15 protein-coding genes and 1 riboswitch are annotated in these 14,919 nt (G+C 67.9%); of the genes, 6 read left to right on the top strand and 9 right to left on the bottom strand.

Annotated features, from left to right (window positions below):
• Position 1 precedes the first annotated feature (1 nt).
• A riboswitch (cyclic di-AMP (ydaO/yuaA leader) is annotated at positions 2 to 142 on the bottom strand.
• A gap of 117 nt (positions 143 to 259) precedes the next feature.
• Positions 260 to 538 (bottom strand): hypothetical protein, encoded by a 279-nt coding sequence (locus D9V41_RS08540; RefSeq protein ID WP_121794273.1) that lies wholly within the window; start codon positions 536 to 538, stop codon positions 260 to 262.
• Positions 539 to 649: 111 nt separating this feature from the next.
• Here D9V41_RS08540 and D9V41_RS08545 point away from each other — a divergent pair, with 111 nt between their 5' ends.
• Together D9V41_RS08545 and D9V41_RS08550 are read left to right on the top strand one after the other, a co-directional pair.
• The gene (locus D9V41_RS08545; protein ID WP_243697208.1) at positions 650 to 2,332 is read left to right on the top strand and encodes a DEDD exonuclease domain-containing protein; all 1,683 of its coding nucleotides are present in this window, start codon (positions 650 to 652) and stop codon (positions 2,330 to 2,332) included.
• The gene (locus tag D9V41_RS08550) at positions 2,329 to 2,607 is read left to right on the top strand and encodes an Lrp/AsnC family transcriptional regulator (RefSeq protein ID WP_121794135.1); all 279 of its coding nucleotides are present in this window, start codon (positions 2,329 to 2,331) and stop codon (positions 2,605 to 2,607) included. The genes D9V41_RS08545 and D9V41_RS08550 overlap by 4 nt, the downstream gene beginning before the upstream one ends.
• A gap of 91 nt (positions 2,608 to 2,698) precedes the next feature.
• Here the strand turns inward: D9V41_RS08550 and trpD are convergent, their stop codons facing one another.
• Complete coding sequence (trpD, locus tag D9V41_RS08555; protein WP_121794136.1) at positions 2,699 to 3,739, bottom strand: anthranilate phosphoribosyltransferase; 1,041 nt, start codon at positions 3,737 to 3,739, stop codon at positions 2,699 to 2,701.
• Positions 3,736 to 4,143, bottom strand: coding sequence for a response regulator (locus D9V41_RS08560; RefSeq protein ID WP_121794137.1), 408 nt, complete (start codon positions 4,141 to 4,143; stop codon positions 3,736 to 3,738). Before D9V41_RS08560 ends, trpD begins: the two co-directional genes overlap by 4 nt.
• Before the next feature lie 24 nt (positions 4,144 to 4,167).
• Between D9V41_RS08560 and ctaE the strand changes: the two genes are divergently transcribed.
• From ctaE to qcrB, 4 genes are all read left to right on the top strand, one after another.
• Complete coding sequence (gene ctaE / locus D9V41_RS08565; protein ID WP_121794138.1) at positions 4,168 to 4,806, top strand: aa3-type cytochrome oxidase subunit III; 639 nt, start codon at positions 4,168 to 4,170, stop codon at positions 4,804 to 4,806.
• Between the two features lie 73 nt (positions 4,807 to 4,879).
• Complete coding sequence (gene qcrC, locus D9V41_RS08570; RefSeq protein ID WP_166375960.1) at positions 4,880 to 5,719, top strand: cytochrome bc1 complex diheme cytochrome c subunit; 840 nt, start codon at positions 4,880 to 4,882, stop codon at positions 5,717 to 5,719.
• Positions 5,716 to 6,795 (top strand): cytochrome bc1 complex Rieske iron-sulfur subunit, encoded by a 1,080-nt coding sequence (gene qcrA / locus D9V41_RS08575; protein WP_121794140.1) that lies wholly within the window; start codon positions 5,716 to 5,718, stop codon positions 6,793 to 6,795. Before qcrC ends, qcrA begins: the two co-directional genes overlap by 4 nt.
• Positions 6,792 to 8,501 carry a cytochrome bc1 complex cytochrome b subunit gene (gene qcrB / locus D9V41_RS08580; RefSeq protein ID WP_121794141.1) on the top strand — a complete coding sequence of 570 codons (1,710 nt, stop codon included), beginning with the start codon at positions 6,792 to 6,794 and terminating at the stop codon, positions 8,499 to 8,501. The genes qcrA and qcrB overlap by 4 nt, the downstream gene beginning before the upstream one ends.
• Positions 8,502 to 8,964: 463 nt before the next feature.
• On the opposite strand, the gene D9V41_RS08585 is transcribed toward qcrB, so the two are convergent.
• The 6 genes from D9V41_RS08585 to D9V41_RS08610 all read right to left on the bottom strand — a co-directional run bounded on the left by D9V41_RS08585 (position 8,965) and on the right by D9V41_RS08610 (position 14,784).
• Positions 8,965 to 10,164 carry a L,D-transpeptidase gene (locus tag D9V41_RS08585; protein WP_243697209.1) on the bottom strand — a complete coding sequence of 400 codons (1,200 nt, stop codon included), beginning with the start codon at positions 10,162 to 10,164 and terminating at the stop codon, positions 8,965 to 8,967.
• A 39-nt stretch (positions 10,165 to 10,203) separates the two neighbouring features.
• Positions 10,204 to 10,599 carry a cytochrome c oxidase subunit 4 gene (locus D9V41_RS08590; protein WP_121794142.1) on the bottom strand — a complete coding sequence of 132 codons (396 nt, stop codon included), beginning with the start codon at positions 10,597 to 10,599 and terminating at the stop codon, positions 10,204 to 10,206.
• 3 nt (positions 10,600 to 10,602) lie between these two features.
• Positions 10,603 to 12,375: an aa3-type cytochrome oxidase subunit I gene (gene ctaD / locus D9V41_RS08595; RefSeq protein WP_481725499.1), complete on the bottom strand. Its 1,773-nt coding sequence runs from the start codon at positions 12,373 to 12,375 to the stop codon at positions 10,603 to 10,605.
• The gene (gene ctaC / locus D9V41_RS08600) at positions 12,372 to 13,205 is read right to left on the bottom strand and encodes an aa3-type cytochrome oxidase subunit II (protein ID WP_243697210.1); all 834 of its coding nucleotides are present in this window, start codon (positions 13,203 to 13,205) and stop codon (positions 12,372 to 12,374) included. The genes ctaD and ctaC overlap by 4 nt, the downstream gene beginning before the upstream one ends.
• 111 nt (positions 13,206 to 13,316) lie before the next feature.
• Positions 13,317 to 14,303 carry a carbohydrate kinase family protein gene (locus D9V41_RS08605; protein WP_121794145.1) on the bottom strand — a complete coding sequence of 329 codons (987 nt, stop codon included), beginning with the start codon at positions 14,301 to 14,303 and terminating at the stop codon, positions 13,317 to 13,319.
• Between the two features lie 118 nt (positions 14,304 to 14,421).
• On the bottom strand, positions 14,422 to 14,784 hold the full coding sequence (locus D9V41_RS08610; RefSeq protein WP_121794146.1) for a HesB/IscA family protein: 363 nt from the start codon (positions 14,782 to 14,784) through the stop codon (positions 14,422 to 14,424).
• Between the last annotated feature and the right edge of the window lie 135 nt (positions 14,785 to 14,919).

A 14,919-nucleotide genomic window follows, 5' to 3' on the forward strand; every position in this document is an offset into this window, starting at 1 on the left:
CTCCTGCAATCCTCGACGCCTACCGGGTGAGCTGACGGGTTCGGGCTCAAGGCTGCCCTACGGTCAGACACCAAGCCTGACCGATTCACCCCAAAGTGGTGGTTCCCCGGTTCGCCCGAAGGCAATTCGGCGGTGGCAGCGTCCCGACCGGTCGGCCGAGGTCTCCGCTGACACAAGACCCCACTGTAGGCACCCGCCCGGGGGCGGATCAACTCGCCCCGCTGTTAGCTGGACGACGTTTTTGCCGCGTGCTGCTCGGTCAGGCCCCCGCCGGGTCCGGGGGCGACGACGGCGTGACGGTCACGAGCCGCAGGGGCGGGACGAGTCCGGAGCCGGCGAGCGCGTCGAGCGCAGCGCGCTCCTCCTCGTCGATCTGCACCGGATCGTGCACCGGTGGCCCGAGCAGGACGCTGACGACGCAGTCGGCGCACGCGCCGGGGCTGCGGACGACGCAACGGTCACAGTCGACGACGAGACTCTCGGTGTCGTGGTCGCCCGGCCGTCCAGGAGGCGTCGCGGCGAAGTTGTGCTGGTTCATGGAGGTGACGCTACGGACGGTCACTGACATTTCCGGCGAGTCGCGTCATCCGCCGCGCCACCGGCCGTCCGGAGCCCGGAACTGACAGTGGGTCCGCCTAGCGTGTCCGCCGTGGTGATCCAACCGACCTTCGACGACCTCGGCCGTCCGCTCCTGGACACGACGTTCTGCGTCGTCGACCTCGAGACCACCGGCGGCTCGCCGGCGAAGGGGTCCAAGATCACCGAGGTCGGCGCCGTCAAGATCCGCGGCGGCGAGGTGCTCGGCGAGTTCCAGACGCTGGTCAATCCCGACGAGTCCATCCCCGCGTTCATCACCGTGCTGACCGGGATCAGCGACCAGATGGTCATCGACGCTCCCCGGATCGACGAGGTGCTGCCGAGCTTTCTGGAGTTCGCGCACGGCTGCGTGCTCGTCGCGCACAACGCGCCCTTCGACACCGGCTTCCTGCGACACGCGGCCGGCGAACTGGGTCTCCCCTGGCCGCGCTTCGAGGTCCTCGACACCGCGGTCCTCGCCCGGCGGGCCCTCCTGCGCGACGAGGTGCCCAACGTCAAGCTCGCCACTCTCGCGGCGAAGTTCTCCGAGGTCACGCCGGACCACCGCGCGCTCACCGATGCCCGGGCCACCGTCGACGTGCTGCACGCCCTCTTCGAACGGCTCGGCTCGCTCGGGGTCACCACGTTCGAAGAGGTCCGCGACTTCACCGCGTCGGTCTCCCCTGCCCAGCGCGCCAAGCGTCACCTCGCCGACCACATCCCCGACGCTCCGGGGGTCTACCTGTTCCGGCGCAGCGACGGGGAGGTCCTCTACGTCGGCACGTCCCGGTCCTTGCGACGCCGCGTCCGCTCGTACTTCACCCGCGCCGAGACACGATCGCGCATGGGCGAGATGATCGCGCTCGCCGAGCGCGTCGACCCGGTCGTGTGCGCCACCGCCCTCGAGGCCCAGGTCCGCGAACTCCGGCTCATCGACGCCCACCGACCGCCGTACAACCGGCGGTCCAAGTTCCCCGACCGCCAGTCCTGGATCAAGCTCACCTCCGAGCCGTGGCCGCGACTGTCCATCGTGACGCGCGTCCTCGATGACGGCGCGGACTACATCGGACCCTTCCGCCGCGCGGCCGCCGAGTCCGCGGTGGCCGCGCTGCACGAGTCTTTTCGCGTGCGTCAGTGCACCACGCGCTTCGGCAAGGTCCCCCGCCGATCGCCCTGCGCCCTGGCCGAGCTCGGTCGCTGCCTCTCGCCGTGCGACGGCAGCGTCGACGCCGAGCGCTACGGCGAGGAGGTCGAGCGCCTCCGCGCCGCCCTGCACGGCGATCCATCAGCACACGTCGTGCGCCATGTCGAGGACAAGATGACCCAGCTGGCATCGGTCGAGCGCTTCGAGGATGCCGGTGCCTGGCGCGACCGGCTCGCCGCCTTCCTGCGCGGCGCCCGCCGCAGCCAGCGGCTGAATTCCTTGACCGAGCAACCGCACCTCGTCGCCGCAGCGCCCCACGACGACGGCTGGGAGGTTCACGTCGTGCGCTTCGGCCGGCTTGCCGCCGCCGGGATCCTGCGGCGCGGCACTGCCACCTGGCCGTGGCTGGAGGCGCTGGTGGCCGGCGCCGAGACGGTCTCACCGGGACGGGGTCCGTGCCCGTCGGGACTCGTCGAGGAGACCGAAGCCATCCTGCGGTGGCTCGAGCAACCCGGCGTCCGGCTGATCGAGGGCAGTTGGACCTCCCCGCGCTGGAGCACGGCCCGCCATCTCGACCGCTACGAGGTCGACCGCTCTATGCTCGCTGTGTGATCACCGCGATTGTCTTCATCGAAGCCGAGGTTTCGTCCATCTCCGAGACCGCCGAACAGATCGCCGAGATCCCCGGGGTCAGCGAGGTCTACTCGGTCACCGGCGACCTGGACCTCATCGCCATGGTGCGCGTGCGCTCGCACGAGGATCTCGCGGAGGTCGTGCCCGACCGCATCAACAAGGTCCCGGGCGTTCTCAGCACGCACACGCAGATCGCCTTCCGCGCCCTGAGCAAGCACGACCTCGAGGACGCGTTCTCCATCGGCCTCGACTGAGGCGACCGCCCCTCCCGTACCGATCGCCGCGCCGCGCACTGAGCGGTGCGTGGTCGACCTGACGAGACGTTGCGCACGCACCGCCCGTCACTCAGCTCGCGATGCGCTGCGTGGCGGCGCTCCAGCGGTCGAGCACGGCCTGGGCGGAGCCTGAGTCGATGGACTGCGCTGCTCGCTCCACGCCGCGGGCGATGCGCTCGGTGAAGGTGCCCTCGCCAGCCTCGTGGGCGGCGATGCCCGCCCCCGCGTTGAGCAGGACCGCGTCGCGGACCGGGGACTTCTCCCCCGCCATCACCTGTCGGAACACCTCGGCGTTGTACTCCGGATCGCCGCCGCGCAGCGCCTCGGGCCCCGCCAGCGCGATGCCCACGTCCCGCGGATCGAACGTCTCGGCCCTGATGCTCCCGTCGGTGTCGGGGAGCCACACCTGCGTGGTGTCCGAGACCGTGATCTCGTCGAGGCCGTCGTCGCCGCGGAACACGAACGCCTCCGCACCGCGCCGGGCCAGCACGCCCGCCATCAACGGAGCCATCCGCGGGTCGGCGCAACCGATCGCCATCGCGGCGGGTCGCACGGGGTTGGTCAGCGGACCGAGGAAGTTGAACACCGTCGGGACACCCAGCTCACGGCGCACCGGACCGGCGTAGCGCAACGACGGGTGGAACACCGGCGCGAAGCACAGCGTGATGGACGCCTCGGCGTAGACGTCGAGGATCCGCTCAGCGGGGACGTCGAGCCGAACGCCCAGACGCTCGAACACATCGGCGGTGCCGGTCTGGCTGGACGACGCACGATTGCCGTGCTTGACGACACCGATGCCGGCGCCGGCGATCGTCACGGCCGACATCGAGGAGATGTTGACGGTCTTGGCCATGTCGCCGCCCGTCCCCACGATGTCGACGACGCGGTCGTCCAGCTGCAAGGTGGTGGCCTTGGCGTACATCGCGTCGACGAGCCCCTGCAGTTCGTCGAGGGTCTCCCCCTTGGCGCGCAGCGCGATCGAGAACCCCGCGATCTGGGCTGCGGAGGCCTCACCGGACAGGATCTGCTCCATCGCCCACTGGGCCTGCGGGTGATCGAGGTCGCGGCCGGCGACGAGCGTCGACAGCAGCTGCGGCCAGGTGCGGCTCATCGCTTCGTGGCGAGTCGCGTGCGAGCGACCTCGAGGAAGCTCTCGGCGAGCCGGAAGGGGTCGATCGGGTGCGGCACGGCCGCTTCCGCCCGCGACCACGTGGCCAGCCACGCGTCCTCGTCCCGGGCGGTCACGACGATGACCGGCGGAGCGTGGAAGATCTCGTCCTTCATCTGTCGCGCGATCCCCATGCCGCCGGCGGGCACCGCCTCGCCATCGAGGATGACGATGTCGATCCCGCCCTCGTCGAGACGCTGGAAGACGACCGGTTCGGTGGCAACCTCGACGAACTCCACGCGCGGGAGATCGGGGTGCGGACGCTCTCCGATCGCCGATTTCACTGCGGTGCGAACCTCGCGATCGTCGCTGTACAAGAGGACACGCAGGGTGTGGTCATCGGTCACAACCGAATCGTACATAATGAAGGCGTGGCGACTACTTCAGCGATTCCCGCGTCCCGGCTCCACGGCGTCGAAGGACGGCCGTCGTATGTGACGGTCGGAACGATCGTCTGGCTCTCGAGCGAGCTGATGTTCTTCGCAGCGCTCTTCGCTGCCTATTTCACGGTGCGGAGCGTGGCGCCCGAGCTATGGGCTCAGGAGACCGAGCTGCTGAACCTCCCGTTCGCCACGGCCAACACCACGATCCTCGTGCTGTCCTCGTTCACGTGCCAGTTCGGCGTGTTCGCCGCGGTGCGCGGGCGTGCCGGGCGGGTCGGTTCGCTGCTCAACGTCGCGCAATGGGGCATGCGTGAGTGGTTCATCCTCAGCTACATCATGGGCGCCATCTTCATCGGCGGCCAGGCCTTCGAGTACGCCGAGCTGGTCCACCACGGCCTCACCATCCAGAGCTCGGCCTACGGCAGCCTCTTCTACCTCGCCACCGGCTTCCACGGCATCCACGTCGTCGGTGGCCTCATCGCCTTCTTGCTCGTCATCGGCCGCACCTACGTGGCGCGCAAGTTCACCCACGAACAGGCCATCTCGGCGGTCGTCGTGTCGTACTACTGGCACTTCGTCGACGTGGTCTGGGTGGCGCTCTTCGCGGCCATCTATCTGATCCAGTGAGCAAGGCTCACCTCACAATTTTCGACCTGGGTGTCCAGGGATACGCTGAAGTCATCACGGAATGAGGTTCTCGGTGCGCACATTGTCGACCAGACGCCGGCACCCCCTGGCCGGACTGTTAGTTCTCGCGGTGGGGCTGCTCATCACGGGCGGCTTGTACGCCGCTGTGGCGCCGAAGGCCGCCACCGCTGAAGAGACAGCGTCGACGAGCGATATCGAGGCGGGGCGCCAGCTCTTCCTCGTGGGCTGCGCGAGCTGCCACGGCGTCAACGCTCAGGGCGTCGTGACCGAGGCTGCCGACGGCAGCGCCGGCAACTACGGCCCGCCGCTGATCGGCGTGGGGGCCGCGGCCGTGGACTTCCAGGTCGGCACCGGCCGGATGCCGATGGCGCAGACGGCACCTCAGGCGCCGCGCAAGGCCGACGAGTACACCGAGGAAGAGACGGCGCAGCTCGCCGCCTACATCGCCTCGCTGGCTCCCGGCCCGCAGATCCCCGAGGAGCGTTACCTCGACTGGGAGAGCGTCGACGAGGAGGGCCTGGCCGAAGGCGGCGAGTTCTTCCGCACCAACTGCACGGCATGCCACAACTCCGTCGGCGCCGGCGGCGCCCTCCCCAACGGCCGCTACGCCCCGTCCCTCGACGGCGTCGAGGCCAAGCACATCTACGAAGCGATGCAGACCGGCCCTCAGCAGATGCCGGTCTTCTCCGACGACGTCATCACCCCCGAGGAGAAGCTCAAGGTCATCGCCTACATCAAGACGATCTCCGAGCAGCCGAACTACGGCGGTGTCAGCGGCGGCAGCCTCGGTCCCGTCGTGGACGGCGTCTGGGCCTGGCTCGTGGCGCTCGGGTCGCTCGTCGGATTCGCGATCTGGATCGGCTGGCACGGAACGAGGACGAAGAAGCGATGACGCAGGAACTCGAGAAGACCGCTCCCGTCGGCGACCCGATCGCCGACCCGGGTCTCCCGGAGCACCAGTACCGTCCGCAGGACGTCGACGCGGCGCAGGAGAAGCGCACGGAGCGTCAGATCGCCGCCATGTTCGGCGTCGCGACGCTGCTGCTGCTCGGGTTCTGTGTCGCCTACTTCACGATCGACCAGGACGCGCTGATCTTCGTCGACGGCGCGGGCAACGGCGGCTGGTCGGCCATGAACTTCACCCTCGGCCTCACGCTCGGTGCTGCACTGCTGCTCATCGGCACCGGCATCATCCAGTGGGCCAAGAAGCTCATGGGTGACCACGAGATCATCGAGATGCGCCACCCCGCCCGCTCCTCCGACGACGACCGCACGGCGGTGATGGCCGACATCAACGCCGGCATCGAGGAGTCCGGCATCGGACGCCGTCCGCTGATCCGTAACAGCCTGCTCGGCGCGCTCGGCGCCATGGGCCTGCCGGCCATCGTCATGCTGCGCGATCTGGGGCCGTTGCCCGGCGACAAGCTCATGCACACGGTCTGGCAGCCCGGCATGCGCGTCGTCAACGACGTCTCGGGCCAGCCCATCCGGCCGTCGGACATCGAGGTCGGCCAGCTGGTCAACGGTCAGCCGGCGATCTTCTACGAAACCGATGACGAGGGCCACCCGGTCATGCACGGCCACGACGTCCTCAACGCCAAGGCCAAGGCCGCGGTCATCCTCGTCCGGATGCGTCCGGAGGACATCACTCCGGCCGAGGGCCGCGAGAACTGGGGCATCGACGGCATCCTGTGCTACTCCAAGATCTGCACGCACGTCGGCTGCCCGATCAGCCTCTGGGAGCAGCAGACCCACCACTTGCTCTGCCCGTGCCACCAGTCCACCTTCGACCTCGCCGACAACGGCAAGGTGATCTTCGGCCCCGCGTTCCGGCCGCTGCCGCAGCTGCCCTTGGCGGTCGACGAAGAGGGTTATCTGGTCGCGGTGAGCGACTTCCCCGAGATCGTCGGTCCCTCCTACTCCTTCCTCGACCGCGATCAGAAGAAGCTTGACGAGGAGATGGCATGAGCCAGACCTATACCCCCGTCGAACAGACGTCGACCGGCAAGAAGCTCGCCGGCCCCGTCGGGTGGCTCGACGACCGTCTCGGGCTCGCCGGCGCCGGCAAGAAGAACCTCCGCAAGGTCTTCCCCGAGCACTGGTCGTTCATGCTGGGCGAGGTCGCACTGTGGAGCTTCGTCGTGCTGCTGATCACCGGCGTGTTCCTCACGCTGTGGTTCGACCCGAGCATGGCCGAGACGACGTACACGGGCTCCTACCGACCGCTCAACGGGGTCGAGATGTCGGTCGCGTACGCCTCCTCGCTCGACATCAGCTTCGACATCCGCGGCGGGCTTCTGCTGCGCCAGATGCATCACTGGGCGGCGCACCTGTTCATCGCCGCGATGATGGTGCACATGCTGCGGGTGTTCTTCACCGGCGCGTACCGCAAGCCCCGTGAGCTCAACTGGCTCATCGGACTCGGCCTGCTCATGCTCGGCATTCTCGCCGGCTTCAGCGGCTACTCGCTCCCCGACGACCTGCTGTCGGGCACGGGCCTTCGCATCGCCGACGGCATGATCAAGTCGATCCCGCTCATCGGTACGCACGTCTCGTTCTTCCTGTTCGGTGGCGAGTTCCCGGGCGACCAGATCATCGGCCGGCTCTACATGGTCCACATCCTGCTGATCCCGGCACTGCTGCTCGGCCTCATCGCCGCGCACATGCTGCTGCTCGTCTACCACAAGCACACCCAGTGGCCTGGCCCCGGACGCACCAACGAGAACGTCGTCGGCTACCCGGCGCTGCCGGTGTACATCGCCAAGGCCGGCGGCTTCTTCTTCATCGTGTTCGGTGTCATCGCCGTGATGGCCGCGACATTCACCGTCAACGGCGTGTGGATCTACGGCCCCTACAACCCGGCCGAGGTCACCGCCGGCTCCCAGCCCGACTGGTACATGGGCTTCGCCGAAGGTGCCCTGCGGATCTTCCCGCCGCTGGAGTGGTCCTGGTTCGGCAGCACCTGGGCGATGAGCGTCTTCATCCCCGGCCTCGGCTTCCTCGGGCTGTTGTTCGTCGCGCTCGGCGCGTGGCCGTTCATCGAGCGGGCCATCACGCGCGATCAGCGTGAGCACCACCTGCTCGAGCGTCCGCGCAACGCCCCGACGCGCACGGGCCTGGGCGTGGCCGGCATGACCTGGTTCGGCCTGCTCTGGATCGGTGGCGGTAACGACGTCATCGCGCTCAAGTTCGGGCTGGATCTCAACGCCATCACGTGGTTCCTGCGGGTGGGCATCTTCGTGGGCCCGGTCGTCGCGTTCCTCATCACGCGCCGGATCTGCATCAGCCTGCAGCGCAAGGACAACGAGGTCCTGACCCACGGGTACGAGACCGGAGTCATCGACCGCTCCCCCGACGGCGGCTACTCGGAGCGTCACGCGGCCATGCCGCTGGCCAAGCAGTACGCGCTCACCGCCGCCAAGGAGCGTCCGAAGCAGATCGAGGCACCCGAGCTCGTCGACGAGAACGGTGTCGACGCACCGCGCTCGCGACGTGAGCGGCTGCGTCACCGCCTCCGCCGCTTCTACTACTACGGTGCGGCGGTCGTCGACAAGCCGACGGCCGAGGACATGGCCCACGCCGAAGAGCACCTGCGGGGCTCGAACGAGCACCCCGTCGAACTCGGCGAGGACTTCCAGGGCGTCTCCGAGACCGGTGTTCCGCGGGTGCACTGAGCACCGGCCCCACCGGCATCGCGGCGAAGGGCCGCTCCCCACCGGGGAGCGGCCCTTCGCCGTTTTCAGCCGCCTCCCCCGCTGCCGGCCGGAGGGCGGTGCGTCCGTAACGCATCACGCGAGCGGGCGGTGCGTCAGCAACGCATCACGTGCGCAGCGGTGTCTCAGCAACGCATCACCCGCATTATGAGGTTGACGAGACACCGCCCAGGAGCGCGTCAGGTTGACTAGTGTCCGGGTGTGCGTGAGGTTGACCAGACACCGCCCAAGCGCACGTCAGGTCGACCGGCACCGCCCAAGCGCACGGACGGTCGGACGTCACCCACCGTCCAGAGTGCTCCGGGTGAGCCGAACGTGGGTGGTCGCGCCACAGGCGCGGCGTGCGCCTCGACGAGGGTGAGCCGCGCCCACCAGGGGCGAGAACGCCACGTGCGGCGATCCCGTCTCTACTCCACGCGGCCGCTTACGCGCCCGGAGCCGGCTCAGCGGCGCCGGAGAGGGCCGATCCGGCCTTCCAGGTCTCCCAGTCCACGTTCCAGTCCGTCCAGCCGTTCTGCGCCTCCAACGGACGCGTGCTGCCCACGAACGTGATCACGTCGCCGCGCTTGGAGTTCTGGTACAGCCACGCCGCGTTCTCGGTGCTCATGCCGACGCAACCGTGGCTGACGTTGGCGCGCCCGTGTGAGCCGGCCGACCAGGGGGCGGCGTGGACGAACTCGCCCGAGTTCGTCAGGCGCATGGCCCACTTGACGCCCTTGAGGTTGTAGTAGTTCGGGTCGGCGGAGTCCACGCCGGTCGTGGCGGCGTCCATGTCGATCGACGCGTGCTTCTCCATCACGAGTTTGGTGCCCTCACGGCTCGCCCACTGCGGCGCGCCCGTGGACACCGGGATCGTCCGCGCGACCTGCCCGTCGATCTGCACGGTCATCGTGTGGGCGTTCACGTCCACCGTCGAGACGACCGAGGAGCCGACCTGGAAGTCGATGACCTGGTCCTGCTGACCATAGATGCCGTTGCCGGCGGGCAGGCTGTTCAGCTGCAGGTCGACGTGCACGGAGGTGCCCCCGGGCCAGTAGTCCTTGGGCCGCCAGTGGGCCGTGCGGTCGTTGAGCCAGTTCCAGGAACCCTCGACGGCCGGGTCCGAGGTCACCGTCATGTGCTGCTCGAACGTCGCCTTGTCCTGTACCGGGATGTCGAACATGACGATCACCGGCATGCCGACGCCGACCGTCTCCCCCTGTAACGGCACGACGGACGGGTAGGTCTGTTCATCGAGCGTCAGCGCCTGACTCGTGAACTCGGCCGCCAGCTCCACGGTCTCCCCATCCTCGCCCGTGGCTTGGGCCTCGAGGCGATAGGCGACGCCGGGCTCCAGCCGCTCAGCCGCCGTCCAGCGATCGCCTTCGACGGTTCCCTCGATGACCGCGTCGCCGGTGGTGTCGCGCACGGTCGCCCCGTCGATCGCGCCGTGCGACACGTCGACCGTCACCACCGTGTCCACGGGGACGTCGGTGGCGCCGTCGGTCACGTTCGCCTGGAGCTCGGCGGCGGGCTCATTGGCGACGGGCGTGAACGAGGAATCGCCGTCGCTGCTGCACGAACTCAACAGCAGGACGGCGAACAGCGCAGCGGTCAGACCACGCACAAACGACGAGGAGATCACCGTGACAGTGTAGTCACGGTGATCTCCTCGTCCAGTCGCTCAGTGCGCGTGGACTCCGCGGTAGTACTCGAACACCCAGCCGACGACCACGACGGCTCCGAACGGCACCGCCAGCAGGAACAGCCACCAGCCGACGACGACGCCCAGCATCAGGACGCCGAACACCAGCGCGGCCCACAGCGGCCACCAGCTGAAGGGCGGGAAGAAGCCCAGCTCACCGGCACCGTCGATGATCTCGCCGTCCTTGAGGTCCTCCGGACGGGGGTGCACCTGCTTGCTGACGAACCCCAGGTAGAGCACCAGCATGAGGCACAGCAGGAGGGTCATCGTCAGCGCCGTGGTGCCCGTCGGATCGCCCGACAGGACCCAGTAGACCGGCGTGACGAAGACGAAGAAGACCGCGCAGCCCGCGAGGATCCAGAACTCGTTCTTCACGGCTCACTCACCATCCTTGTCGCCGCGGCGGTTGTTGTCGCCGAGGGCCTCTTCGCGGTTCTCGATGTCAGGGGCATCCGACAGGGTGTCCGTCTCCGCCGGGTTCTGCCGCATCTCCAGCGCTGCGAGATCGGGGTGGTGCAGGTCGAACGCCGGGCTCTCCGAACGGATCCGGGGCAGCTTGGTGAAGTTGTGCCGCGGCGGCGGGGAGGACGTCGCCCATTCCAGCGTGCGTCCCCAGCCCCACGGGTCGTCGAGTCCGACCATCGGCGCCTTGCGCGAGACCCACAGGTTGTAGAGGAACGGCAGCGTCGAGGCTCCGAGCAGGAACGCGCCGATCGTGGAGATCTCGTTGAGCGTCGTGAACCCGTCGAGCGCGCCGTAGTCGGCGTAGCGCCGCGGCATGCCGGCCACACCGAGCCAGTGCTGCACGAGGAACGTCAGGTGGAAGCCGATGAACAGCAGCCAGAAGTGGATCTTGGCGAGCTTCTCGTTCAGCATCCGCCCGGTCATCTTCGGCCACCAGTAGTAGAAGCCCGCGAACATCGCGAACACCACCGTGCCGAAGACCACGTAGTGGAAGTGCGCCACGACGAAGTAGCTGTCCGAGAGGTGGAAGTCCAGCGGCGGCGAGGCCAGGATGATGCCCGTCAGACCACCGAAGAGGAAGGTGACCAGGAAGCCCAGGGCGAACATCATCGGCGAGTCGAACGACACCGAGCCGCCCCACATCGTGCCGATCCAGTTGAAGAACTTCACGCCCGTCGGCACCGCGATGAGCAGCGTCATGAACGAGAAGAACCCGAGGTTGACCGCGCCGGTGACGAACATGTGGTGCGCCCAGACGGTGGCCGAGAGTGCCGCGATGGCCAGCGTCGCGAACACCAGGCCGACGTAGCCGAAGACCGGCTTGCGGCTGAACACCGACAGGACTTCGGTGATGATGCCGAAGAACGGCAGCGCGATGATGTACACCTCGGGGTGGCCGAAGAACCAGAACAGGTGCTGGTACAGGATCGGACCGCCCGTGGCGGCATCGAACACGTGCGCGCCGAGCATGCGGTCGGCCGCCAACGCCAGCAGCGCGGCGCCGAACACGGGGAACACGATGATGACGAGCAGGCTCGTCACGAGCGCGTTCCAGGTGAAGATCGGCATGCGGAACATCGTCATGCCCGGTGCGCGCATCGTGAAGATCGTGGTGATGAAGTTGACGCCACCGAGGATGGTGCCCAGACCGGCCATGTACAGGCCCATGACCCAGAGGTCACCGCCCATGCCCGGCGTGTGGATCGAGTCGCTCAGCGGCAGGTAGGCGAACCAGCCGAAGGCCGCAGCGCCACCGGGCACGATGAAGCCCGAGACGGTGATGAGACCGCCGAACAGGAACATCCAGTAGCTGAACATGTTGAGTCGCGGGAACGCGACGTCGGGAGCGCCGATCTGGATCGGCACGATCATGTTGGCGAAACCGAAGAACAGCGGCGTCGCGAACAACAGCAGCATGATCGTGCCGTGCATCGTGAACAGCTGGTTGTACGTTTCGTCGCCGACGATCTGCGATCCGGGCCGGGCCAGTTCCGCACGGATGATCAGCGCCAGCACGCCGCCCAGCAAGAAGAAGGCGAACGAGGTCAGCAGGTACAGCTTGCCGATCAGCTTGTGATCGGTCGTGGTCAGGATCGTGACGATCTTCTGACCGATCGTGCGCTCACGCGGAAGCAGGACGGACGGGGAAGCGCTGCCCTCGTCGAACGCCGCGGTGGTGGCCATCATTCTCCTCTGTCATCAGGCGTGCCGGCGATCTTGGTCGCCTCGGAGGGACCCTGCGGGCGACCGGTCTGGCCGGCCTCCTCGAGCTCCTCCAGGTGCGCGTCGTACTCGTCGCGGGAAACGACGTGCACGTTGAACAGCATGCGGGTGTGGTAGATGCCGCAGAACTCGGCGCAGCGACCCGTGAAGGTGCCCTCGCGGTTCGGAGTCATCGTGAAGCTGTTTTCCTGGCTTCCCGGGAACACGTCCATCTTGAAGTAGAACTCCGGGACCCAGAACGAGTGGATGACGTCGGGCGACTTCAGCTGGAACTCGACCGACTCGTCGACCGGCAGGTACAGGTCGGGGAGGTGCTCGGTGTCGCCCTGGTCGTAGACGTCCTGACCGTCGGTGGCGTCGGGCTCGAGGTAGTTGAACGTCCACTGCCACTTGCTGCCGACGACCTCGATCGTGTGATCGGGGTTCTCGACGTCCTCGAGCATCGTGCTCTGTGCCTGCACCGTGTGGAAGAAGAACACCGAGACGATCATCACGGGGGTGATCGTGTACAGGACCTCGATCGGGAGGTTATACCGGACCTGCGAGGGGCCCGCGGCGTCGCCGCGACGGCGCCGGTAGCGGATGGGCGCGTAGAGGATGAGCGCGAACACCACCACGAAGACCACGAGCGTCGTGATCCACGCGCCGAGCCACAGGTTCCACATGGGCTCAGAACGATCCGAGCCGGCGATCGGAAGCGCGAGACGCTTCAACTCCGACTCGTCAAGAGGGGAACAGCCGCTGAGCAACACCACGGCTGCGGCGAGGATCGCCGCCAACTTCTTCCGACCCACGGGGCGCCTTTCTGAAACCTGGACCATCACCTGGTTGTCACCAAAACCCTAACGCAGGGCTTCCCTGCGACGTCGCTCAGGTCGACCTGAGTGCGCCGCGTCGCCATCGGGTCACGCGCCGATCGCGAGGGCTTGGTGAATTTCTTCACGAGCGGTCCGGCCGTACTGCTGCTCGACCCGCTGCAGGAACGTCTCGGCGTGAAGGTCGTACTCCTGCGTGCCGACGGTCTCCACCACGGCCGCGGCCACCGTGCACCCCACCTCGGCGCAACGCTGCGGGCTCAGTCCGGCGGCGACACCCGCGAGATACCCGGCGCGGAAGCTGTCACCCACGCCCGTCGGATCGACGGCCTCGATGCCGTCGATCGCCGACACCTCGATCCGCTCCCCCGCGGGCGTGTAGACGACCGCGCCGTCCTTGCCGTGGGTCACCACGCGGGTTCCCACGTGCTCTTGGACCTCAGCCTCGTTCCAGCCGGTCTTCTTCTCGATGAGCGCGGCCTCGTACTCGTTGCAGAACAGGTACGCCGCGCCGTCGATCAAGTCGCGGATGACCGCTCCGTCGGCCCACGCGAGCTGCTGGGACGGGTCGGCCGCGAAAGCCAAGCCCGTCTCTCGCGCGGTGCGCGTATGGCGCAACATGCCCTCGGGATCGTCCGGTCCGATGAGGAGCAGGTCGATCGGCTGGTTGCGGTGCAGCGCCGCGATGTCGATCTCGCGAGCCTCGGCCATCGCGCCGGGATAGAACGTCACGATCTGCGCGTGGGCGTCGTCGGTGGTGATGGTGCACAGCGCGGTGTGACGGTTGCGCGAGACCAGGAGCTGAGAGCAGTCGACGCCGGCGGTCTCGAGCCACTTCTGATAGCCCTGGTCGGCGAAGTCGGTGCCGACGGCGGCGACCAGGGTCGGCGCGTGGCCGAGCTGAGCCAGCCCGAAGGAGATGTTGGCAGCACAGCCGCCGCGGCGGACCTCGAGGTCGTCGACGAGGAACGAGACCGAGATCTTGTCGAGCTGGTCAGGGACCAGCGAGTCCGAGAAACGGCCGGAGAACGTCTGCAGGTGGTCGGTCGCGACCGACCCGGCGATGGCGAGATGCACTAACCCAGCATACGAACCACGCCACAGCGACCGTCGACCCCGGTGGCATCGAGCCGGGTGGACAGACGACGGCGCCGGGGCGAGTCGAGCTCACCCCGGCGCCGTGACAGAAGGCTGATCAGTGGAACGAGTCGCCGCAGGCGCACGAACCCGTCGCCATCGGGTTGTCGATCGTGAAGCCCTGCTTCTCGATGGTGTCGACGAAGTCGATCGTGGCGCCGTGGAGGTACGGCAGGCTCATCCGGTCGACGACGACGTTGACGCCCTCGAACTCGCGGATCTCGTCACCGTCGAGCGAGCGCTCGTCGAAGAAGAGCTGGTAGCGCAGGCCGGAGCAGCCGCCCGGCTGCACCGCGATGCGCAGCGAGAGGTCGTCACGGCCTTCCTGGTCGAGCAGGCTCTTGACCTTGGCCGCCGCTCCGGAGGTCAGCGTCACTCCGTCGGCCGGCGCCGTGGTCTGGGTCTGGTCCGTCGTGGTCATGTGTGCTCCTGCCGGTGGACTGCTGGTGATCGAGGTCAACGCCCCCCGTCACGATTCCATTCCCCATCGTACGCGCTCCGCGGAAAGAACTCGATCACCGTCCGGCGCCCGAGCGCGGTAGGTGAGGTCCCACCC

Source organism: Aeromicrobium phragmitis, assembly GCF_003674095.1.
In the GTDB taxonomy this organism is placed as follows: domain Bacteria; phylum Actinomycetota; class Actinomycetes; order Propionibacteriales; family Nocardioidaceae; genus Aeromicrobium; species Aeromicrobium phragmitis.

Bases quoted from the DNA above. Each gene is read 5' to 3' on its own strand.
- D9V41_RS08540 (WP_121794273.1), bottom strand. From the start codon at position 538: ATGAACCAGCACAACTTCGCCGCGACGCCTCCTGGACGGCCGGGCGAC.
- qcrA (WP_121794140.1), top strand. From the start codon at position 5,716: ATGACGCAGGAACTCGAGAAGACCGCTCCCGTCGGCGACCCGATCGCC.
- D9V41_RS08610 (WP_121794146.1), bottom strand. From the start codon at position 14,784: ATGACCACGACGGACCAGACCCAGACCACGGCGCCGGCCGACGGAGTG.
- ctaD (WP_481725499.1), bottom strand. From the start codon at position 12,375: ATGATGGCCACCACCGCGGCGTTCGACGAGGGCAGCGCTTCCCCGTCC.
- trpD (WP_121794136.1), bottom strand. From the start codon at position 3,739: ATGAGCCGCACCTGGCCGCAGCTGCTGTCGACGCTCGTCGCCGGCCGC.
- qcrB (WP_121794141.1), top strand. From the start codon at position 6,792: ATGAGCCAGACCTATACCCCCGTCGAACAGACGTCGACCGGCAAGAAG.